Source organism: Shewanella sp. MR-4 (genome assembly GCF_000014685.1).
Taxonomy (GTDB): Bacteria; Pseudomonadota; Gammaproteobacteria; order Enterobacterales; family Shewanellaceae; genus Shewanella.
In genome coordinates, this window is sequence record NC_008321.1 from 4,136,052 (window position 1) to 4,159,703 (window position 23,652).

Consider the following 23,652-nt stretch of genomic DNA (forward strand, 5'->3'; position numbering starts at 1 on the left):
ACCAAAAGACCCGCAACTGCGGGTCTTTTACTTTCTAGCTCAATCTATTGGTTAATTCTGTAACTCTACTGTCTTGCGTAAACGCAGGCTTCGCAGCGCCAAGTACAAGACCCCAACTGCCGCCCAAATCAAGCCAAGCTCTAGGGACTGAGGTTCAAGGTTTAGCCACAGCACACCAATAGTCGCCGCGCCGCACAAGGGTAAGACGAAGTATTGAAAGTGGTCTTTCAAGGATTGGTTGCGTTTCTCTTTAATATAAAACTGCACTATTACCGACAGGTTCACAAAGGTAAAGGCCACCAGCGCCCCGAAGTTGACGAGCGCCAGTGCCATTTCGAGATCGAAGGACACCGCCGAAAGCGCCAGTAATCCCACCAGAATCACGTTAAATGCCGGCGTGCGCCATTTGGGGTGAATATAACCAAAGCCTTTATTGGGCAGCATATTGTCGCGACCCATCACGTAGAGAATACGTGCCACACCCGCATGGGCGGCCATGCCCGAGGCCAACACCGCAATGGTGGTGGCCACCAGCACCACTGACTGGAATAAATTACCACCCACATACAGGGCTATCTCAGGCAGCACAGCATCTAACTGCTGGAAGCGAGAAATATCAGGGAAAAACAGCTGTAAGAAATAGGACACGCTGACAAAAATCACGCCGCCAATCAGCGCCGTCAGCACGATAGCGCGGGGGATGACTCGCTTAGCGTCCTTGGTTTCTTCACTCAACGAACTTAAGCCATCGAAACCTAAGAAGGAGAAACACAGAATAGTCGCGCCAGTAAACAGCGGCGCAAGGCTTATCTCTTCGGAATAGAATGGACGCACACTGGCAATCACACCTTCACCTTCGCCAAGGGACAGGCTGTGGGCCATTAGGCCGATAAACACTAAGATAATGGCTATCTGGGCGAATACGATAACGCCATTAAAATTGGCCACTAAATCTATGCCCCTCAGGTTTAATACCGTCATTACAGCGACTAAACCAAAGATAAAAATCCACGGTTCGACGTTAGGGAACATGGCCGTGAGGTAAATCTTTGCCAGCAACATATTGATCATCGGCATAAACATATAATCGAGCAGCGATGACCAGCCCACCATAAAGCCGACATTCGGGCTAAAGGTTTTTTGCGCATAGGTATAGGCCGAGCCAGCATAGGGATATTTACGTACTAAGTGACCGTAGCTAAAGGCGGTAAACAGGATCCCCGCTAACGCGAGCAGGTAAGAAGTGGCCACATGGCCTGAGGTGATCTCGGAGACAATGCCAAAGGTGTCAAACACGGCCATAGGCGTGAGATAGGCTAATCCCATCACAACCACTTGCCACAGACTAAGGCTTTGCTTTAAGCCTGGATTTTGTTGGCTCATATCCAACCTCCTTTTGCAGCAGGTGGAATTGCAAACGCAACAGATTGATTTACGGCAACTACCGAACATCCGGTAAACAACAGCCCCATTGAATTGTCCTCAGTAAAGTAGGTTCAAACGAACCTCATATCATTTCCGGATGTTTACCGGCCTCAATTGGTTTAAAACCCATACGCTCAAAAAGAAAATAACCGGGATACTGAATACCCCGGTTATTTTTGCGGCGCGCATTCTCCCCCAAAACAGAGTCGAAGACAACCCAATCAAGGCATTAAGTTGCCTATCTGTGCTTTAGGCAGATAAAAAAATCTTACTATTTCGAAAGCTCTCAGAAATGGCCCCTTCGCTTAAGAAGAGTACAAATTTTGTACTTATCTGTGTGAGTTTGATCTGATTGTCGCGTTTTTTGAGACAAAGAGACACGCTGTTATGGGCTTATCCTCGTTAAGAGGTTGCCGTAAAGTAGGTTCCATCAACCCGATATGATTTTGATAAAACGACTTAGCAGTCTTAGGAGTCCATGATGAAACTGAATAAAATTATGATGATGGCAGCAGGTGCAGCGTTACTGACTAGCAGTGTTCAAGCCGTCGAGATCGATTACTTTGCAGGTATGGGTTTAGGTTATCAAGCAGATGAGATTGAAGGTGTTATCAACAAAGACACCGAAGACCTAAGCTATCAAGCCCGCATTGGTATGTTGATTGAGCAAAACCACCGTATCACTGGTACGTTTGGTTATATGGAAGACAAATTCAACTTTGCCAATGAAAAGTTTAAGCAGGAACAGTACAGCTGGTTAGTGTCCTATGACTACCTGTTACCAGTACATAAAGACGTTAACCTGTTTGCCGGGGTTAGTATTGGTGCCAACGACAACAAAGTCTCAGGCAAATCGGCAACCGATTTTGTATATGGCGGTCAAGTTGGTATGCAGTACAAATGGAGCGAGCATTTCTCATCGGATCTTGGCTACCGTTATTTAGCCCAAGACTATGAAGAAAACGGCAATGAAATCAACAACAGTCAACAGGTTTACCTCACCCTAGACTACAAGTTCTAACACTATTTTCTCCCTCATTATTTTCTTGGAGTACCTAGTTTATTTGGGTACTCCCTTTTTTTTAAACAGCCTACCGAGTTCGATACAACTATTCACATGGGAACAGGGGCCATGTAGCGATATGTGGGATGCTTAGAAGTAAAGGCTTTCGACGATTTTACCGTTAACCAGCATGTCGCATTTATCGCCCGAGCTGGATTTAGTCGATTGGATCACGCCAGCAATCGCCCCAAAAGCACCACCTTGGCTGCTCAGCACTGAGCCAAAATAACATTGGCTAGAGATGGTGTACCCCTTGTACTTACCACTGAGATTTTGGGTTGGCGTATAGGGAGGAAAAGTGCCTTTCATCACTGAGTCGCCATTCACAGACAGTGAAATATTTTTGCGTTCAGTATCGTAGCTACCGCCAAAAACGAGGTTGATACCATCGACTTCAACGGTTTTTTCTTGTGCAACGATGGGAGGTTTAGCGGCGCAGGCGGTTAATAGACAAGTACCCATGGCCAGAGAGAATAAAGTAATTTTACGCATTTCATCTTCCTTTTGATGCGATAAAAAAATGAAGCAACTGCTTCAAAATTAAACGGCCCCTGTTTAATTTTTTGCCGGACGATTATATCTATATCTGCCTAATATCCAATAACAAATTTAATACAAACATAAAAATCAGTGTTTTGTTGGTACGAATAACAGCGCCGCCTAGGATGTACTTGGTTCAGCTAATGCCCGTGCCCGACGCTTAATACCTAAAATTGCAAGACCAAAAAACAGCACAAACAAGCCCCAAAGCTGTAACCATTTAGGCAGCACACTCGCCCAACTTGCGCCCATTTGGTTCAGCTCCAACATCCCCATAATAGCGGGCACCGCAGGGATTATCTGCGAGCCCAGCACCAAAGGCTCGGGGATTAAAGCAATCGGCCAGACAAAGCCGGAGACGAACAGAATCGGCATAGAAATCAACAGCAATACTTGAGTCGGTAGGTCACGGCGGCTAAACAGCGTGCTCATCGCAACCCCAGCCGCGGCCGTCGCCAATAAGAACGGCAGCAACCATAGCGCTACTAAACCAAGACTCGCCTGAATACTCACCTTATACCAGTGGTAGCAATACCCCACATAAAAGCTGGTAAACACCATATAAATCAACATAAAGGCAAGAATACGACCACAGACCAATTGCAGCGGCGACACCTGCTGCCAATAGCTGCGGTTGCGCCACTGCCCCGCACCGAGGATCCCGGTTCCAATCAACAAGGTTTGATGCAGGATAAGTAAGAACAGCCCTGGCACCACGTAGGGGGTATAACCTAGGCTAGGGTTAAAGGCAGGCACACTATTTAAATGCAGCGAGTTCAGGTTCTGCTCGGCTTCTTTTGGATTTTTCCCCTGTGCGAGCATCCCAATTAACTGCACTTGCTTACCCGCATCCATTCCCGCGCTGACAAGTCCCTCGGCCACCGCCGAATAAATCAAGAAGTAACTGGCATCGCCGCCGTAGCTTAAGGTCACGCCCTTGCCCAGCAGCAAGTCGCGGCGAAATCCTTCGGGGATCACCAATAAACCATGGGCTTTACCTGTTTCGATAAAACGCTTCGCCTCGGTAATGGAGCCCACTTGGCCTATTACTTGGATTTTAGCGCTGGCATCCGCATGGCGAATAAGTTGACGACTCAGGGAGGAATGATCTAAATCCACCACGATAAGCTGTTGTTCTGTTGGGACTTGATGCAAGTAAGGCAAGGGATAGAGCACAGAATAAAACAGCACTCCGCCGAATAGGGTCACGGCAATCGCCTTGTCACTCACAATCGCCTTTAATTCTGTCAGCACTAACTGCCATAAATTCATGCTATTGCCCCTTCGCAGGCAGAGGCGCCGCGTCGTATTCCGCCGCTTCAGCCTGAGCTTTTACCGTCATCGGCAGTAATTTGTGAGCCAAGAGATAAATCAGCGGCAATAAACCGATAAAACCCCAATAACTACTCAATTGCTGCGCTACCGTCGGCCACGCCGCGCCATAACTCACCACGCTCACATGGGACTCAATATAATGGCTCGATGGCATGATGAGTCGCCACCACTGGGCGAGTTGCGGCATTTCATGGGTGGGGAAAGTGATCCCCATAAAAGCAAAGGCTGGCGCAAACAGCGCAGTACAAAAACTGATGACCCGCGCGCTATCACGCATCAGCACAAAGATAAACAACACAAGGCTCCACACCGCCAGCAGCATGAACAACTGAGCAACTAGCAGCAGCGCTAAACTGCCCGCAAAAGGCAAAGCCAGATACAGATACAGCCAAGCGAGGATAAACCCGCCTTGGAGCATCAATATCGGGGTAAATAACAGGATTTTAGCCAACACTTTAGGCCAAAAATGCTCGGTCAATCGATTGGAGAGCCCCTCCTCTGAATGCGCGGCATTAAGTTGCAACTCGCGATTTAAGCTGTTGGCCATCACCAACATGGATAACAACTGCCACAGCGCGACCAATACCGGCGGCACTAAAAAACCTATGTAGTTATTGTTACGGTTAAACAGTGCGGTCGTTTGGCTTTTCACTGGGCTTAAGTTCACCGCCACTTGGGATTTTGGCGTGCCCGTCATCAGCTGCTTAAGGCCTGCGATCTGCAACAACCCATCGCCTAGACTCAACTGAATTTGACTCGACAACAGCTTACCCACCAACAAAAACTGGCTGTTGTAACGCACATCGATTGTCGGTTTATGGCCGGTGAGTAAATCCTTTTTCATATCATGGGGAAACACCACCACGGCATAGACCTGCGCCTGTTGCATGGCCGCAACGGCCGAAGGGAGATCGGTAAAACTTCGCGGCTCGGTGACAGGGTTGGCTTTAAGTTGACGGGTCAACATTCGGCTCAGCTGGCTGTGGTCTTGGTCAACAATCGCCACGGGTAATTGCCGTGGTAGCCCAGCACTAAATAGCCACCAGAGACACAAGATGCCGAGCAGCGGGATATAACTGATCAGGGCCAGTTGCCAAGGATCGCGCCATAGCGCCCTAAGCTCGCGGCGCACTAATGCCACTAGCTGCGCCAGAAAGCCAGAGGATGCAGGATGCGCCGCATTCTGAAACTTATTCAAAGGCTTAGGCTCGCTCGGTGACTTGGCCACAATCGTTACTCAGCACTGAGCAGCACAGACATACCGACACGCAGATCGGGGATCGGCGCAGTTGGGCGCAGCTCCACCTCGAAGGTGCGCATATCGAAATCGTGGCCACTTTCGGTTGAACGCCAAGTCGCAAAGTCGCCCATCACACTAATATGGGCGACGGTGAACTCCACGGTTTTATCCAGCGCAGGAATGGTTAATGGCAGTTTATCGCCCTTTTTAAAGCGTTTGAGTTGATCTTCACGCACTTGGAATACTGCCCAAGCGTCCTGCATGTCGATAAGGCTGACCACAGGGAAGCCGCTCGGTGCTAACTCTCCCGCTTGCAACAATACTTCGCTGATTTCCCCAGACTTAGGCGCACGCATTTGGCTGTCAGCCATAATGGCACTGACTTCTTTCACCGCCCCTTCAGCCATGCGAGCATTACCCGCCGCTGCGGCTTTGGTTTCGACCCGCGCACCCTCTTCGGCCATTTGATACATGGCTAATGCGGCTTGCTCTGTGTACTTGGCCGCTTGCCACTGAGTAAAGGCTTCATCGCGTTTCTGTCTTGCGGCAACCCCTTCGTTAAAGAGATTTTCCACTCGGGTATAAGTGGTTTTTGCCAGCGTTGCCGCCGCTTGCGCCTTGAGCCATTGCTCTTTAGCCGCCATCACCTCTTGGGTGCGGGCACCGTTATTCGCCTCCTGTTGCAACGCCTTAGCCGCATCTCGGCCGCCTTCGGCCTGCATCAACTTGGCATCCAGTTCTGGACTATGAATGGCAAATAACAAATCGCCTTCACTGACGCTATCGCCACGGCGCACAAGCACCTGCTCTACCCGTCCTGGCACTTTGGATGATACGTTATATTCACGGGCTTCGATTTGCCCCTGTAACAGGTTCGGCGCTGGGCTGTAAGCCAGTTTGAGCCCATAGGCTAAGATAAGGCCTAATGCGACCAACGCCGTTAGGGCAAGGATTCTGTTAGCGCGCATTGATAGTCTCCTGCGATTGAGCGCCTGTGGCACTGCGACCGATAAATTCATCTAATTGACCACTGATGGCCATTAATCTGGCATAGGCTTGCACATAGCGATAACTGGCACCAAGCTGCTGGGTTTTAACGGCACTCAGTTTTAATTCGGCATCGACCCTGTCGATAGAAGTCGAAAGCCCTTGGTTAAAGGCAATTTCCCTTAAACGCAGGTTTTCACTCGCCAGTTCGAGTGAGGTATTCAGTGCCTTGACCTCTTCCTCAGCCTGCAATAACTGGCGGTAACTTTGGTCTAGCAGCAAACTTAAGTCTTGGCGGGTCTGCGCCTTAGTGTAACGGGCTTGCAGCAAGGCACTCTTAGCCGCTTCCACTTTACCGCTGCGGCCATCGCGACTCAGCAAGGGCACTTTTACGCCGACACCCACCATCCAATCCGGCTCCACCTTAGAAAACAAGCTGTCATCTTCATATAAGGTGTAATTACCAAAGAGGAACACAGTCGGATGATATTTGCCTTTCTCTAAGGAAACCAAGCCATTCGCCTGCGCCTCTTTAGCCTCGAGCAGTTTAAGTGCAGGATGCTGGCTCAGGGTCACTTGGGTCAAATCCCCCAATGAAGGCGCCTGTGGCAACACAAATAAAGGTGAGTTAGTGCTGACATCGCTCTGCTGCAACATGCGCGATAGGGCGATCACAGCCATTTCATGTTGACGGCGGGCGCTGCCTAAATTGACCTTAGCGTTATCTAAGGCAACTTGAGCATTCAGGCGCTCGACCTTAGCAATTTGCCCTTCGCGCTCCAGCGCTAGCGCGTGGTCAACATGCTTAGTTAAGGAGGCCACCAGCTCGGTTTGGGTGCTGACGAGGGATTGAGTCACATCGACGGCATAATAACGGTCAACCAACTGAGTGAATAAGTCGCGGGTCGCTAACTGTAATTCCTGTTGCTTCTCGGCCACCATGGCGGCATGAATACCTTGCGCCGCGGTGATCTGCCCGCCAGTATAAATCGGCCACATCGCCTGTAAGCTGGCGCGGAAAATATCTTGCTCGGTAAATGGCGTGACAAATAACGAACCTGGAATACTCGCCAAGGCGCCGCCGAGTGCGGGTGGTAAGGTCGCAGGGTCAAGCGAGGCTAAGGGATTAAGATCCCTTAAATCTAATTCGATTGGTTTTTCGAGGTGGGTATAACTGCCATTCAGGCTGAGGGACGGCAGATTTAAACTCTCGCCCGCCTCTTGCTCGCCCTTGGCGCGATTCACCTCTTGGGATTGGGCCTGGAGTTTATCGCTCACCTTAAGCACTTGCTGCCAAGCCTCAGTAAAGCTACTGGCCTGGGCATTGGCCGCTAACGGCAATAGCGAGGGCAAAGGCAATAAACACAGCCATGCCAAACGTGATAGTTTCATTAACACCTCTAGAGTAGTTACTCTAATTTCCTTTGCAAATGATAACATCCATCATGGAAGGCGGCTAGAACCCACCGCCTTAAGTGCTGCCTAGACAGTAAACAAGCGGGTTATGCCGTACCTCCAACGGTTAAACGGTCAAGTTTGAGGGTCGGTTGACCGACACCCACAGGCACGCTTTGACCATCCTTACCACACACACCAACGCCCTTATCTAGGGCCATGTCGTTACCCACCATGGAGATCTGGCTCATGGCTTCTGGGCCATTACCAATCAGGGTAGCGCCCTTAATCGCTTGAGTCACTTCACCATTTTCAATCAGATAGGCTTCAGAAGCGGAGAACACGAACTTGCCTGAGGTGATATCCACCTGACCGCCACCAAAGTTAGGCGCATAAATGCCCTTCTTCACCGACTTGATGATCTCGCTCGGATCAGACTCGCCCGCCGTCATATAAGTGTTGGTCATGCGAGGCATAGGCAGATGCGCATAGGATTCACGGCGGCCATTCCCCGTCGGTGCCACGCCCATCAGGCGAGCATTTAATTTATCCTGCATATAGCCTTTGAGAATACCGTCTTCGATTAACACGGTTCTCTGGGTTTGTACGCCTTCATCGTCGATGCTCAGTGAGCCACGGCGATTCGCAAGCGTGCCATCGTCCACTACAGTCACCAGTTTCGAAGCGACTTGCTCGCCGACCATGCCACTGAAGGCGCTGCTGCCCTTGCGATTAAAGTCACCTTCTAGGCCATGACCCACGGCCTCGTGCAGTAACACGCCCGGCCAACCATTACCGAGTACCACAGGCATCTCTCCGGCTGGCGCATCGATGGCGTTGAGGTTGACTTGCGCCTGACGCACCGCTTCGCGGGCGAAGGCAAAGCACATAGGTAAACCGGTTTCATCCGTCACCATAAACACGCTGTAATCGTGACGACCACCGCCACCGGCGCTGCCACGTTCACGCTTGCCATTTTCTTCTAAAATGACGCTGCAATTAAAGCGCACTAACGGGCGAATATCGGCGGCCAAGGTACCGTCACTGGCGGCAACCAGAATTTCTTCGTGCACACCCGCTAGGCTAATGACCACTTGGATAATGCGGCTGTCGAGGCTACGGATATAGGCATCGGCCTCTTTCAGCAGATTGATTTTTTTCACTTCTTCCATGGCAGCGATAGGGTCGAGACTATCGTACAGCGCCAAGGCTTGTTGACGTTTGAAAGCCTGCACCTTGGCCTGCTCACCCGCCCCAGCAATACCACGCGCCGCCTCGGCCGCAGCGCTTAATGCCGCTGGTGTAATATCATCGGCATAGGCAAAACCGGTTTTCTCGCCGCTGATGGCACGCACACCGACGCCACGCTCGATATGGAAGCTACCATCTTTAATAATGCCATCTTCGAGCACCCAAGATTCATGGCGACTACCTTGGAAATAGAGATCGGAAAAATCGACTTTATGTTGATGTATGGTGTTTAAATAACTCTGTAACCCATCTAGGGCTAAGCCACCCTTTAATAAACTTTGCTCTACTTGTGCTAAAAAAGGCATCGCGGTTCTCTCTGAAAGCTTGGCTAAAATTGGCAACTCACTCATTTTTAAAATAACTTAAATTCGCTGTGAGTCTATTTCATCTAAATCTGTTGAAGGCTTAATCGTTCAAGGCTTAATCTGTTCAAGGCTTAAGGTTCGGTGCAGTAAAGCGATTATGTTGCGCCACGGGCATTTTACTGCGGATGCTGTGCACCTCGGCCACATCGATATCGGCATGCACCCAACCTGTACCGGTTTTCTGCTCGGCAATCACCTCGCCCCAAGGACCTATTACCATGCTCTGCCCCCAGGTCTCGCGACTGCCTTCGTTGTGTGCGCCCCATTGGGCAGCGGCCAAAATAAAGCATTGGGTTTCAATGGCTCTGGCCTGTAATAATACCTGCCAATGGGCTTCTCCCGTGACCTTAGTAAAGGCCGAAGGCACGGTAATAATCTCGGCTCCCGCGAGGCGCAGCGCCCTGAATAAATCCGGAAAGCGTAAATCATAACAGATGGTCAAGCCAATTTTGCCAAACGGGGTGTCGATGACGCTGATATGATTGCCGGGGCAGAAGGTTTCACTCTCGCGGTATTGCTTAGTGCCGTCGGCAACATCCACATCAAACAGATGCAGTTTATCGTATTGCCCTAAGGTATCACCTTTATCATCAAACAGATAACAACGGCTGTAGACTCGCCCATCCTCCGCCAGCGCGGGGATGGTTCCCGCCACCATATACACGCAGTAACGGGCGGCTAAGGCACTTAAGGCAGATTTTAACGGGCTAAGATGACTGTCGCCGGCATAGGCGAGTTGCTGACTCTCATGGCCACCAAACAGCAGGCTGCATTCTGGCAGCACCACTAAATGAGGAGCATCTTTATCCCATTGCAGACGCTGACGGGTTAATTCCTCAAGCTGCGATTCGATAAACAACAGATTCGCGCTGACGTCGCGACTGCTCTGACATTGCAACAGGCTGATGCGCATGGCTATCTCCTTGAATTGTGTTTATCGACAATGCCACCTTAGGGCTCACAGGCTTAGGCTGATCTGGTTCGACTTGGGGCGGCTCAGATGGCTGAGCATCGAGAGGAGTCTGCGTTTGCGGCGACATCTCTTCGACTGCTTTTGCAGGTTCCTCTTTAGGTTTATCAGCATCTGGCGCAGGCTGCTCATTGTTTTTTTCGGGCTCAGCCTGTTGTTTACCTTCGGCCTTTACTGGGGCGCTGTTGTTGACAGGTTCGGCATCGGTTTTAGGCTCAGCGCCCTCGGTTGGTGCAGGCAATTCGCCCCCCACCATCGGCAGAATCGACTCGGGGATCTCGATCTCTTTACTCTTACGTTCGAGCTCTTCCACCACTGGCTCAGACATAGTGCCGGTCACACGGAAACGGATTTCAGAAATCACCTCAATCACAGGTTCGAGCACTTTGGTAAGCGCAAAAGCGCCAAGGCCTAGTGTCCAAGCGCTGGTGCTGATCAGCACTACAGTCGGCACACTCGACGCCAACTGCGGCACAAAGCGGATATCGTAATTTAAGCTTTCGCTGGTGAGATCCGTATAGCCACGCACCTTCATATTGCCCGCAATCGCATCCATTTCGGTATCCGTGGTTTTAACCACACCATTATCGATTTGTAGATTGCCACTAAAAGAGTTGAAGTACATGCCCTGGCCGAACACATCACTGAAATCTAAGGATAACTTACGCACTAATGAGTCGAGGCTGAACAGAGAAAAAATCCGCGCGCCCTTATCGCTCACTTGGGATAAATGCCCCTTACCCAGCTCAAACTTCATTTTTCCGTTTAAGGTTTCGAGGGAAAACGCATAGGGCGCCCCCTGCCAAGCTAGCTCGGCATTCACCTTAAGTGGCGCCTCATTCACTCCAGGGTCGATGCCTAATTGCTGACTCAAATAATTAAACTGGCTGGCGTTCAAACTCACCGTTAATTCAGTTTGGTTCTGACCATTCTGTTGCTGCCAAATACCATTCCCCTGTAATGACACCTCTGGCGTCGTCAAAGACAGTGTTTGAATTCGATAGCCCGAAGCTTGTGGGCTCGCCTGCAGTACCAGCTTGCCAAAGGGTTTATCGAAGAAACGAAAATCTTCCACATTCACCGCGACGGGCGGTAAATTGGTGAGCACCTGGTCCGCAGCGAAATCGCCTTCCCCTTCGGGTTTAACTTCGGGGGAGAAATAAAACTTATTGGCGGTAACTTTTAAGCCCTGGGTCATCCAATTCGGATAAAAATCGACCGTGCCCTCAAACTCGCTGGCCACGGCATCGAAACGCCAGCCATTTTCGTTTGGCTTGGCACTCAATCTGAGTTCGGTCAGCCCTTGCCCCAATAAATCAAACTTGCCGATATTAGCATCAATCCCAGCAACCGAGGGGAACAAAGCTGAATGGCTCGCCTCCTCGACCAAAATACCAGTACGGACAGGCTGATGATCAGTGCCGACAAAGGCATTGATCACTGGCAACCAATTGATGAGTTTGCCGCTGGTCACATCGATCTGGATATGTCCCTGCTCGGTATTGGGCACCTCGCCTGCATCGAAGAGTCGACCCAATAACAAATCAAAATAGCTAAATTGGGTGCCCTTTTCGGCCTCGAAGCCACCGACAAACTCGGCCTGCTTATCCAGTTTAACCCTGAGCGTCGCCGTTTGTTGATCGCCAGAAAATTCCGCCATTAGGGGTCTAGGTTCATCTTCGGGTTTTGCAAAGGCACCCGGTAATTTCAAGCTTGCGCCAACCAGATCCGAACCCACATTGGCTTGAATTTGATAGCCTTGATCGTCGAACACCATATTCAAGTTGCCACCCCAAGCAACTTTACCTTGGTAAAACTCACTCAAGGGATTTTGCAGCTCTTGTGGTAATCGGCTGAGATCCCAACGGCTCTTCATATCCACATTAAGCGCAAAATCTTTGCCTTCGGGTTTAGTGGCAAAACTAAATTCGAAGGGCTGCTCAAATAGGCGCGATTGAATGCCTTTGCCTTCTACAATCTCATTCGCAAACTGCACTGTGCCCGTCACCGCCTTAAGCTGCAAACCAGGCTGGGCAATAAAGACTGGCGTATTATCAAAGGCAATTTGACCACGGATATCCTCGGCCTCACCCTCGTATAAGGGAATGCTGATGTCTAAACTACCTGTGACCGCGCCCTGCACTTGTACGACGCTTAAGGTCTTGCCCACAGTATCGGCAAGGGGTGATGCCTGCAACACTTGGGTGGCGGCGCTACCATTGGTGGCGAGATCGGCCTGAATTTTTAACAGCGAATGCTCGCCTAATTCGGGGATAAACACATGGGCACCATCGGCCACCACATTCATCAATTTGCCTTGGTTGACCCAGATATCCATGCGGGCATTTTCAAATAAGGCATCGAGAGAAAGCTCAGTCACCGCTGGCCAATCGGGTTGGAATTGGTACACGGCGTTCTCTAAGGTAAAGGCCGCTTGGAAGACTCCACTATTATCCTCGAAGGGAAAATGAGCTAAGGCGCCCTGCCATAACACTTGTGCGTTTTGGCTCTGACCCGCCTTGATAGCACCATCCAAATATTCCACCAGCGCCTCGCCCATGGCTTTGACGGGGAAGTATCTATCCGCATTGGCGGCATTTTTGACGGCCACATTGGCGGCGAGTGACATACTGGTTTCAGCGCTAAAATCCAGTTTTAAGGCGGCGGAAACGCCAATATCGTCGTTTTCAAGCTGCACCTGAGGCACGGATAAGGTCGCCTTTTGGGTGTCGAAAGCGCCGGTTAACGCAGCGCCATGCAGCACTAAAGGCGCTGAAAACTGTTCGCCATAATTGAGGGTATAGGTTTGCTCGGGCAGTGAAAACACTAAACTGTCATGCTGCCACTGCAATGCTAACTCTAAAGGGTTGGTGTTAGGTATGCCTCCGACTTTCTGCCAATGCAATTGCTTGATATGAGTACTGGCCAGCAAGGGCTGCTTGGCGCTTTGATAGAGGCGAATCGGCCCGACACTCCCCTCCGGAGCGAGGTGAAACCACTGCTGCAGTACGGCTAAATCGACGCCCGGAAATAATGGCAAGAGTGGGAATAGGGTCGGTAAATCCAAGCGACTCACATAGGCATAAAAAGCATCGTCTTGCTGCTTGGCCGCAAGCTTAAGGTCAGGCCAATGCTCGCCGTTGGTCACAAAATCCAAATCCGCACTGCGGATCTCCCAGCCTGTTTCCTTAGGTAGCCAACTAATGCTGCCGGACTGGATTTCAAACTTTTGCGGCTCACCTTCCATCGACCATTGCAGCCAACTGGGTTCAAACTGCACTAAGCCCGCGCTGATGCTACGATGGGCAAAATCAAACCACGCCTTAAGATTGACCACCCCTTCTAAGGGTAACTTCTTGCTCGGATCATAGGGATTCGGTTGGCGTGATGCCCATTCGCCCAAATCTAAGGACTGGGCCGCAAGATAGATTTGCCCCTTCAACGTATCAGGCGCAGTTGCGTCACCCTGAAGATCGAGTTGCAAACCCAGCGACTCATTTACCATGGCATTATTATCGAGGTAAATTTCCCCTGCGCCGCGGTGGCGCTCACCACTATTACGCCAGTTAAGGTGGCGAATGTGGATGGGTCGATATTCATGCTGCAAACTAAGCAGTTGCACCGAGGCATCCGTCAGCGAAAAACGCTCGAGCTGCTTTAGGAGTAATTTATATAACCAATCGGTTTGCGAAGTTTGATTGGCCGCGCCCTGCGCTTTATTGCCCGATAATTTGTCGATATCGAGGGCAATATGAACGCCATCGAAATTCACATCTTCGATGCGTGGGCTGGTCGTCAGTAGCGATTGCCAAAAATCCAATTTAATTTGGACATTCTTGACCAGCACTGTGACGGGGAGTTTTTCCTGCGGTGGGATAACCAGATTATCGACAGTCACGGCCGGGCCAAAGGCCTGCCACTGGGCGGATAACTCGCCGACCTGCACATCAATTTGATATTCGCTTTTTACATACTCAACTAACTGCTGACGCACACCGTCGACTTGGGGCAATAATCCGCGGATCAAGCTTACCGTCAGGGCAAACAAGACTAAGATCAGCGCCAGTAATTGCCAACAAAAACGGCTTAGTTTTTTCGCAGTAAAAAGCGTTGCCACTACATCATCACCACGTCGTATTTATGCTGGGAATACATGGGCTCATTTTGCAGGCGAATGCGTTTACCTATGTAGACCTCAAGCTCGGCGACCAGATGACTTTCATCGCCACTTAAGCTGTTATACACAGCGGGCGAGCAGTAAAGCAAAAACTCATCGGCGTCATAGGCTCGATTCAAGCGGATGATTTCGCGGAAGATTTCGTAGGAAACCGTTTCAACCGTCTTCATGCTACCCGTGCTCTGACAGGCAGGGCATTCACCGCACAGCACATGCTCCAAGCTTTCTCGGGTGCGCTTACGGGTCATTTCGACTAATCCCAGACCCGAGAAGCCACTGACATTCGTCTTGACTCTGTCTTTAGCGAGCGCGCTATTTAAGCTATTGAGTACCCGCGTTTTATGCTCGTCACTCAGCATATCGATAAAGTCGATAATGATGATGCCGCCGAGATTACGTAGCCGCAGTTGCCGCGCGATGGCTTGGGTCGCTTCGAGGTTAGTGTTGAAGATGGTTTCTTCAAGATTACGGTGGCCGACAAAGGCACCAGTGTTAATATCGACCGTGGTCATGGCCTCGGTCTGATCGATAATCAGATAGCCGCCCGATTTGAGCTCGACCTTGCGACCTAGGGCGCGCTGGATTTCATTCTCCACATCGTAGAGATCGAAAATTGGAGCTGGTCCTGAATAGTGCTCAATCTTGTCGGCGATTTCCGGCATAAACTCTTGAGCGAAGGCTTGCAGCTCGGCAAAGGTGCGGCGCGAATCGACTTGAATTCTATCGAGCTCGGTTCCGACAAAGTCGCGCACAATCCGCACTGGCAGGGCGAGGTCTTGATACAAGAGTGCCACACCACGGCGCTGACGACGTTCGGAGACCTTAGACCATACTCGGCGCAAAAAAGCCGCATCCTGAGCAAGTTCGTCCTCACCTACGCCTTCGGCGGCGGTGCGGATAATAAAGCCTCCGTCTTCATCGACGAAAGGCAGAGTGATTTTCTTAAGACGACTGCGCTCTTCTTCCTGCTCAATCCGCTGGGAGACCCCTACATGGCTTGAGCCGGGCATAAATACCAGATAACGGGAAGGCAGGGTGATATCTGTGGTCAGGCGCGCACCTTTAGTGCCGAGCGGATCTTTTACCACCTGCACCATAATATCTTGCCCTTGGCGAACCAACTCGGCGATATCACGGACCACAAAATGGCCTTTTTCCACATCGGCCACGCATTCGGTGTGCGGCACAATATCGGAGGCATGTAAAAACGCGGCTTTATCTAAGCCAATATCCACAAAGGCGGCTTGCATGCCGGGCAACACACGGCTGATTTTGCCCTTGTAAATATTGCCCACTAGACCGCGCTTCATGCGCCTCTCGATATGGACTTCTTGCAGCACGCCATGCTCAACCAGAGCTACACGTGCCTCAGATGGGGTTACGTTAATCAGTAATTCTGAACCCATCTTGCGCTGAACTTTATTCGGATTTAAGCGACCGGTATTCACGACTCACCCCATTAGGGAAATTAAATTAATCTCAGTATGTGTTAAGCCTGAAAACCTATATCACAGAAGTTTGTCTAGCGGATACTCAACTAACGCCTTGTATTGTATCCATTAGCGTATGCCCGCCTCGGATAACAGTTCGCGAGTCTCCACTAATGGCAAGCCCACCACGCAGGAGTAACTGCCCTCAATAGATTCGACAAAACAACCGCCCAAACCTTGGATCCCATAGCTGCCCGCCTTATCCATTGGCTCCTGTGAGGCAACGTAGGCATCGATGTCGGCGTCCGACAGCACGCAAAAACGCACTAAGGTTTCGACTAAACGCACAGAGGTTTGGTCAGCCTTAGCTAAGGCGACAGCTGTCATCACAGTGTGCGCCTTACCCGAAAGTGCGCGCAGTACCCGCTTGGCATCGGCCTCATCGACAGGCTTACCTAATATTTCATTTTCAAGCACGACGATAGTATCAGAACCTAATACAGCAGGCTGTGACATGCCTGAGCATAATGCAAGCCCTGCCAGTGCCTTTTCGGCCGCGAGCCGCTGAACATAGTCCCGAGGCAACTCGCCAGCTTTAGGCGTTTCGTCAATATCCGGTGCCACTTGGGTAAAGCGAAACTCGGCGCGGCCTAAACCAATATGAGTCAATAACTCTTTACGGCGCGGCGAGGTTGAGGCTAAGACTAAATTCACGACTAACGAACCTTATAATGACGTCGAACACGACGTAAAATCCAAAAAATCCATGGCCAGAATGCCAACCCAGATAGTGCGGGTAAAAACAGATCCGTATGGAACTTAGCGCCATCCATCACAAACTCGACCCAGTAGATGATCAGGTGATAGATAACGATCAGCACCATCACCACCAGCGACTGTTGCCACTTAGGGAAGTTACGTAAACGCTGACAATGCAAAATCGCAATATAAATCACCAGCGACATGGCCAGCGAGCGCACGCCTAAGGTGGCGCCGAGCAGAATATCGAGGGCCAATCCCATCAGCCAGGCCGTGAGAATGTTATATCTATGGGGCAGCGCAATGGACCAATAAATTAAGATCATCAATAGCCAATCGGGACGCCAGGCTTCGACAATCGTAGGCAAAGGCATAATTTGACTTAATAATCCAACAAATAAGGTCAGCCATACCACGAATCTGCCGTTAGCAGCTTGTAAACTCATTAGTGCACCTCGGCTGGCGGTTGAGTGATGGCTGCATTCGATGCACCATTAGCATTGCTTGGCGTCGCACCAGTATTAGGCACTGTCGTATTAGGAGCCGTGGTATTAGGAGCTGCGTTACTAGGCGCACTCGCATTAGCAGCTGCCCCTTGAGGATTAGTACTGCCAGTGCCGGCATCGGGTTTAGCTTCTTCCGCAGGATGATCCGCCGCAGGCACAGGGAGTTGGTTCGGTAAAGTCACGCCAGAATCTGGGGATGGCCAAATCAACAGCAGATAACGAATCCTATCGAGCGCCGCTAACGGCTGAGCCGTGACACGCGCATAGCTCTGACCATCTTCGGTTAAGACTTCCATGACCCGCGCCACCGGATAACCTTCGGGAAAGCGATTACCAAGGCCTGAGGTCACTAATAAATCGCCAACGCGAATATCGGTACTCTTGGCCACATGGCGCAGTTCAATCTCATCGAGCTCACCGGTACCGTTAGCCACTAAACGCACATCGTTACGGGTAATTCGCACGGGTAAACCGTGGGACACATCGGAGAGCAAGAGCACGCGGCTGGTCATCTCACTAACCTGTACAACTTGACCGACTACGCCCTGAGCATCAACAACGGGTTGACCGACAAATACCCCACTGCGCGAACCGTGGTTCAGCACCACATAATGGTGAGAAGGATCGCTAGCCACCTCCATCACTTCGGCCACCATCTTGCGGGAATCCTGATAGGCAGGCGACCCCAACAGGGCGCGTAAACGCTCGTTTTCCTGACGCAGATGCTCGAAACGCTGCAGACGTTCACTCATTAATAATTGCTGCCTTAACAACTCTTTATTTTGCAATGCCAGCATATTGCGGGTAGCAAAACTCTCCGATGACCAATCGAGGATCGCACTGGGCACACTCGCAAGGTATTGGATGGGACTTAAGGCAGATGAAAGGGATTCACGGGCAGGCTCGAGACGGTGATTTGCGGCGAGCAAAATCACCGACAGGATAATTGCCAGTGTTAAACGGAACTGGTTCGAAATACCACGAACAAAAATAGGCTTCATAGGAAAGCTAAGGCGGTGATTAACCGCCCCATACCGAAGTTAGATTAGGTTTCTTCGGAGAACAGATCGCCGCCGTGCATATCAATCATTTCAAGGGCTTTACCACCACCACGCGCTACGCAGGTCAGAGGATCGTCCGCCACCATGACTGGAATTCCAGTTTCTTGCATCAATAAACGGTCTAAATCACGCAGTAAGGCACCACCACCGGTTAATACCATGCCGCGCTCAGAGATATCAGACGCTAATTCTGGCGGCGATTGCTCTAATGCCACCATGACTGCACTCACAATGCCTGATAATGGCTCTTGCAGTGCTTCTAAAATTTCGTTGCTGTTCAGCGTGAAGCTACGAGGTACACCTTCGGCCAAGTTACGACCACGGACTTCAATCTCTAATACTTCATCGCCTGGGTAAGCTGTACCGATAGTGTGCTTGATGCGCTCAGCCGTTGCTTCACCAATCAAGCTGCCGTAGTTACGGCGTACATAGTTGATGATGGCATCATCAAACTTGTCACCGCCGATACGTACAGAAGAGGAATACACCACACCGTTCAAGGAGATAATGGCAACTTCAGTGGTACCACCACCGATATCCACAACCATAGAACCTGTGGCTTCAGATACGGGTAAACCCGCACCGATTGCGGCTGCCATAGGCTCTTCAATCAAATAAACTTCACGGGCACCTGCGCCCATGGCTGACTCGCGAATCGCACGGCGTTCAACTTGGGTTGCGCCAACGGGAACACAGACTAAAACGCGTGGGCTTGGACGAAAAAAGCTGTTGTTATGCACTTGTTTAATAAAGTGCTGCAACATTTTCTCTGTCACATAAAAGTCGGCAATCACACCGTCTTTCATCGGACGGATTGCTTGGATATTGCCTGGGGTACGGCCTAACATTTGTTTGGCTTCAGTACCGACAGCGGCCACAGATTTCTGACCAGAACTACTACGCTCACCACGTATAGCAACAACAGAAGGCTCATTGAGGACTATGCCTTCATCACGAACATAAATTAAGGTGTTAGCTGTACCCAAATCGATCGATAGATCATTAGAAAAAATGCCACGCAGCTTCTTGAACATGTAACTAGCCTGTATTCTGTGGAGTCAGAAGAAAAGAAAAATCAGCTAACTTTATCAATGCCACCCTGATTCCACAAGACCGTTGAGGTTAACAATCGCTAATGGAGTGTTTTTTTTTCAAATGTGCCGCTCAAAAACACTATTTAATCGAAAAAAGCGCTTTATTGGCGAAAAATCCAACAGTTAAAAACCACTATCAATACAAGTTGGCAACATTAGTAAAACCTGTTTATTGCATTTTTCCCTTGTATCACAGTTTGCAACGCCGCCTCAAAAACCACCGCCTCATGATCAATCACCAAAGCTGAAACCCAATTTAGCAAAATCAAATTGAAAACAGCCTTAATTAACTTCTCGCCAGTAGATGATTCTGTCATGGCCACGGTAACGACCAAAAAATGCACTCGCACGGGGATCGGATAAGCTAGTTGGGGAGAGCCCATTCCAATTCCAATACCATTCTAACCAAGTCGGAACATCTAAAGGCGCGGTCACTTGGCCGCGATATAAATTGCCACTTGAGGTGAGCGCTCGCCACAGCAAATCAAACTGCCCCGCTTGGAATGCTGATGTAGCGCCGGAGCGATTAATGCTCTGCCCTGTGGTCAAATCCGGATCAAAGTTATAACCCAGCCCTGCATTATCCACCTGCGACTCAAGGCTGTAGGTAGCAATAGTGCAGCTATCATCGCCATTTAATACCCAATTAGTCCCATTCCAATATTCGGCTCGGGTCGGCATCCTGAGGATTTCAGTTTCTGGACCATAGGTATTGTCCATCACCACTCGGCCATGGCGCAGGATCTGCGTGGTGATTTTCTTGGCATTACAGTTAGTGCAATTACCTGTGGTTGCCGCATTCATATCAGGCGATGCCACATAGCTAAAAAGTCCATTAGGTCGAGGATCGTTATCCATCAACTGCACACCAATATCGAGCAGCTCGAAGGGACCATCTTGATATAGATTCGTCGTCACATTCGGGGTCACTCGGCTCAAGTTAGCGCGGTAAGTGCCATCGACCGTCGCCACACCTTGAACCCAACTATCAGCCTTAATGTGTAAGGAACTTAAGCGACTCTGTAAATCGACCCCATTGTTGTTGTTTTCTCCCACTAATTTGGCGGTCGCGAGGGAGAAGGGTGGGAAATAGTTCTGCGTCACCGCGCCGCCGATATTTAAGGCTTTGAGGCTCATCGACATCGGGAAGAGTTGATCCATATAGCTAAAACTGCCACAGGCAGGTACGACAGAAATATCGCCCACTAAAAATCTGTCGGGCACAAAGCGGCCAATATTGGCTGAATAGCCAATCGGAATATTTAAGCTGCTGGCCACCCCAAGGTAGTTAGGACTCGCCTGCGCCGCGATTTGGAATACCCCCACTTCGCTAATCGTCTGATTGGTGATGCTATTAAGGTTATTGGCTTGGATAGCATGACTATAGGATGCCACGCCTAATGCGCCATCATGGCCGCCGCTGGCAATGTTTGGCGCAAAGACTTTACTGGTTAGTGTCATGGCTTGGTCACTAAAGTTAGGCGTAGGTAAGTTGCCCGAGCAAAAGTCCGTATCGCGGTCGTCTTCCCAAGCCATAGCTTGGACCGTCATACCGAAATTCTGTCCCGCTTTACGGTAGGCATTACAGCTCATATCCGCACTTGGACAACTGGCGCTGGCGTCCACGGGTTTGACGCACAACCCCGCAGGCACACTGACAAATTGATCCGAGCCTGTCATCACCAGGCCTTGCTCGTTGCCACTGCCGATATATTGGGCATCGAGTTGTAATTTGCCCGCATCGGGATAATTCACTGAAATGCTTGCCTGTCCGTTAGTATCAAACTTCAGATTCAGCGTAGTAGGCGAGGCGCTTGAAGTGCCAATGGCCGTATTGTTGATGGTGACGGCTTTTGGCGAAATAGGCGCACTCGGAGTGTGATAACTGCTCCAGAAATTCAATGTCTTGGTCTGGCTTTGGAAGCTTGGAACACACTGCTGAGTCTCATCAGATTTATTCACCGCTTTGACCAACACATTAATAGGTTTATTGGCCAATTTATCGGGCACGTCGAAGATAAAACCACTGTCGGCGAACTTGAGTGAACAGTTATTTTCACTCAGTCCCCCATTCCCAATACGGCAAAGGGTTTTACTTAAAGGTTTGGTTGTCGGGCTCGAACCTTTTACACCTAAAGTCACAGTGCCAGCAGTATTGCGCCGTAATTGTAATTGTGCAGTACCACCACTAAAGCTCACCTGATTGCCACCAATCCATATGCCTTCGGAGGCGGATTCGGGTAACAAGGTCGCCGCTAAAGGATCGGTAAAAAGCTGACTACAACTGGCGTTGGCACAGGCTCGAATCGTCACAGTTTCGGGGTTACAAGTTAATCCCTGCCCCGTATGGTCAAACTCAAAATGATCGATTTGCGCCCCAACGGGATTAGACTTTAAGGCACAAATTTGAACGTTATCAATTTCATGGTTGTTATTCGAGCCACCAGTTGAGCCTGTAAGCGACAACAAGAAATCACTCGGCGTCGCCGCTTGCCCTTGTTGATCTATGGCATTAAAAGCAGGGATTAAGGTGACAAATCCCGACCCCGTATTACGCTCAATCTTCACCATCGACTGACCGGATACCTGCGAGTCGATAGTGATTTTATAGCGGTGCGCAGGTGAGACATTATTGCCATCGACCGTGGGTGATAAACAGTTGCCATTGGTATTGCTGGTACCGTTATTACAGGTGCCACGTAAATAATTATACCCTGATGTGCCAGTACCAGAACCACGCACCGCAACCGACTGACGACGTTGACCCGAACGATTTATGGTTCCCCCTTCACCGGAGAAGTTACCAAACTCATCGACCCCGACGCCTAACCAACCGCCAGCAAAGCCATTAATGCCAGGTTTAAAGCCATAACCTAAAGGCCCACCAAAAGCGCCAGGCTGGGGCGTGATGGCCGCATCTGATAACACCAGCGCGATACCATCAGCACCACTACCGCCATAGGCATAGTGATCAAACTGGATCTCGACTAAGTTATTGGCAGCAGGGAATAATCTTTGATAGGTTGAGGCAGTGGATTGATCAGACTTTGCCTCGGTTAAGCGCATACGACCACTAACAACCGAAGGAGTAAACGAACCACTACTACGGGATACTACCCAGTCGTTACTTAAAGCACTCTGAGAGAAATTATCGTTAAAGCACTGTAAAACGGGCGCAGGATTACAATTTGGAACAACGTCAATCTTTGCTGCATTATCGTCAAATTTAATACTACTATTGCCACCTAAACTAATATTTCTTGCAGTGATAGCGCCTTCCAAAGAAGAACTACCTTCTAGCACCGCATTCCCTTCTGCAACAACATAGGATTTAAGAGATGCCCCTCCATTGAGAGTGAAATTTGAATAGCTATAAATGAGAAATTTTTCTGGTTGCCCGATGGTATTTAAGTTGTAATGTCTATAGTTATTCTTAATAAAAAATGACACAGTACCAGTTGATGGAAAGACCAGAGTTACACCGTCATTAATAGATAAAGTTTCAATCCAATATTGCCCAGCAGCCAGTTCGATTCGACCCGAAGTAGCTGTAAGGGACTTCATTCTATATATGCCACCATCACTGACAAAACGAATTGTCTTATCTGAACCGCCCTCCAGTAAAATACGATTATATTCACCTTCAACGATATCAAGTTTTGTATTATTCCATGTTGGAGGGCCGATATTTACAGCGCTTGAAGATGAACATTGAGAGAAATCAATACGGTTAGAAGGTAAACTGGCAATATAATTTCCTGCTCGGCACCAACGATAGGAGTTATTAGTCGTTAAGCATAAAGTATCAAGGTTGTATCCACCTTGAATATAGTTATATGTTGGTAAATAGCTATACCAAATAAGCGCATTATCAGGTGCATTATATAAATAAGAGCTATTGAAGGTAATTGAACCATTTCTACTGTAATTGTTTACACCTTCTATAAAGGTTGTAGTCCAATCAGCTTTCACCAGATGGGATGTGAATGCCATGATTATGGGCAAAAGAATTAATGGGAATTTGGCTATTATTTTGTTAAATATCATTTTTGAT

General features: G+C 49.7%; 16 protein-coding genes. 1 reads left to right on the forward strand and 15 read right to left on the reverse strand.

Annotation, left to right across the window (positions count from 1 at the left end; genetic code table 11):
* Positions 1–51: 51 nt before the first annotated feature.
* Positions 52–1,383, reverse strand: coding sequence for an APC family permease (locus SHEWMR4_RS18060; RefSeq protein WP_011624189.1), 1,332 nt, complete (start codon positions 1,381–1,383; stop codon positions 52–54).
* Positions 1,384–1,906: 523 nt separating this feature from the next.
* On the opposite strand from SHEWMR4_RS18060, the gene SHEWMR4_RS18065 reads away from it, so the two are divergent.
* The gene (locus SHEWMR4_RS18065; protein ID WP_011624190.1) at positions 1,907–2,446 is read left to right on the forward strand and encodes an outer membrane beta-barrel protein; all 540 of its coding nucleotides are present in this window, start codon (positions 1,907–1,909) and stop codon (positions 2,444–2,446) included.
* Between the two features lie 132 nt (positions 2,447–2,578).
* On the opposite strand, the gene SHEWMR4_RS18070 is transcribed toward SHEWMR4_RS18065, so the two are convergent.
* The 14 genes from SHEWMR4_RS18070 to SHEWMR4_RS18140 all read right to left on the reverse strand — a co-directional run bounded on the left by SHEWMR4_RS18070 (position 2,579) and on the right by SHEWMR4_RS18140 (position 23,645).
* Entirely contained in the window at positions 2,579–2,980 is a 402-nt protein-coding gene (locus tag SHEWMR4_RS18070) for a hypothetical protein (protein ID WP_011624191.1), read from the reverse strand.
* 168 nt (positions 2,981–3,148) lie between these two features.
* On the reverse strand, positions 3,149–4,300 hold the full coding sequence (locus tag SHEWMR4_RS18075) for an ABC transporter permease (protein WP_011624192.1): 1,152 nt from the start codon (positions 4,298–4,300) through the stop codon (positions 3,149–3,151).
* A gap of 1 nt (position 4,301) precedes the next feature.
* Complete coding sequence (locus tag SHEWMR4_RS18080; RefSeq protein ID WP_041409179.1) at positions 4,302–5,516, reverse strand: ABC transporter permease; 1,215 nt, start codon at positions 5,514–5,516, stop codon at positions 4,302–4,304.
* Between the two features lie 80 nt (positions 5,517–5,596).
* Positions 5,597–6,571, reverse strand: a complete 975-nt coding sequence (locus SHEWMR4_RS18085; protein WP_011624194.1) for an HlyD family secretion protein — start codon at positions 6,569–6,571, stop codon at positions 5,597–5,599.
* Positions 6,561–7,982, reverse strand: coding sequence for a TolC family protein (locus tag SHEWMR4_RS18090; protein WP_041408897.1), 1,422 nt, complete (start codon positions 7,980–7,982; stop codon positions 6,561–6,563). Before SHEWMR4_RS18090 ends, SHEWMR4_RS18085 begins: the two co-directional genes overlap by 11 nt.
* 110 nt (positions 7,983–8,092) lie before the next feature.
* Entirely contained in the window at positions 8,093–9,541 is a 1,449-nt protein-coding gene (gene tldD, locus SHEWMR4_RS18095; RefSeq protein WP_041408898.1) for a metalloprotease TldD, read from the reverse strand.
* 124 nt (positions 9,542–9,665) lie between these two features.
* Positions 9,666–10,514, reverse strand: a complete 849-nt coding sequence (locus tag SHEWMR4_RS18100) for a carbon-nitrogen hydrolase family protein (RefSeq protein WP_011624197.1) — start codon at positions 10,512–10,514, stop codon at positions 9,666–9,668.
* Entirely contained in the window at positions 10,438–14,688 is a 4,251-nt protein-coding gene (locus SHEWMR4_RS18105; protein ID WP_011624198.1) for a YhdP family protein, read from the reverse strand. The genes SHEWMR4_RS18100 and SHEWMR4_RS18105 overlap by 77 nt, the downstream gene beginning before the upstream one ends.
* Positions 14,688–16,154 (reverse strand): ribonuclease G, encoded by a 1,467-nt coding sequence (gene rng, locus SHEWMR4_RS18110; RefSeq protein ID WP_049764552.1) that lies wholly within the window; start codon positions 16,152–16,154, stop codon positions 14,688–14,690. Before rng ends, SHEWMR4_RS18105 begins: the two co-directional genes overlap by 1 nt.
* 153 nt (positions 16,155–16,307) lie before the next feature.
* A complete protein-coding gene (locus SHEWMR4_RS18115) occupies positions 16,308–16,892 on the reverse strand; it encodes a Maf family protein (RefSeq protein ID WP_011624200.1) in 585 nt (194 codons plus the stop codon).
* 2 nt (positions 16,893–16,894) lie between these two features.
* Positions 16,895–17,383, reverse strand: a complete 489-nt coding sequence (mreD, locus tag SHEWMR4_RS18120; protein ID WP_011624201.1) for a rod shape-determining protein MreD — start codon at positions 17,381–17,383, stop codon at positions 16,895–16,897.
* Positions 17,383–18,444 carry a rod shape-determining protein MreC gene (gene mreC / locus SHEWMR4_RS18125; RefSeq protein ID WP_011624202.1) on the reverse strand — a complete coding sequence of 354 codons (1,062 nt, stop codon included), beginning with the start codon at positions 18,442–18,444 and terminating at the stop codon, positions 17,383–17,385. The genes mreD and mreC overlap by 1 nt, the downstream gene beginning before the upstream one ends.
* Positions 18,445–18,488: 44 nt before the next feature.
* Positions 18,489–19,538: a rod shape-determining protein gene (locus SHEWMR4_RS18130; protein ID WP_011624203.1), complete on the reverse strand. Its 1,050-nt coding sequence runs from the start codon at positions 19,536–19,538 to the stop codon at positions 18,489–18,491.
* A 342-nt stretch (positions 19,539–19,880) separates the two neighbouring features.
* Positions 19,881–23,645, reverse strand: a complete 3,765-nt coding sequence (locus SHEWMR4_RS18140) for a DUF6701 domain-containing protein (protein WP_083757938.1) — start codon at positions 23,643–23,645, stop codon at positions 19,881–19,883.
* Between the last annotated feature and the right edge of the window lie 7 nt (positions 23,646–23,652).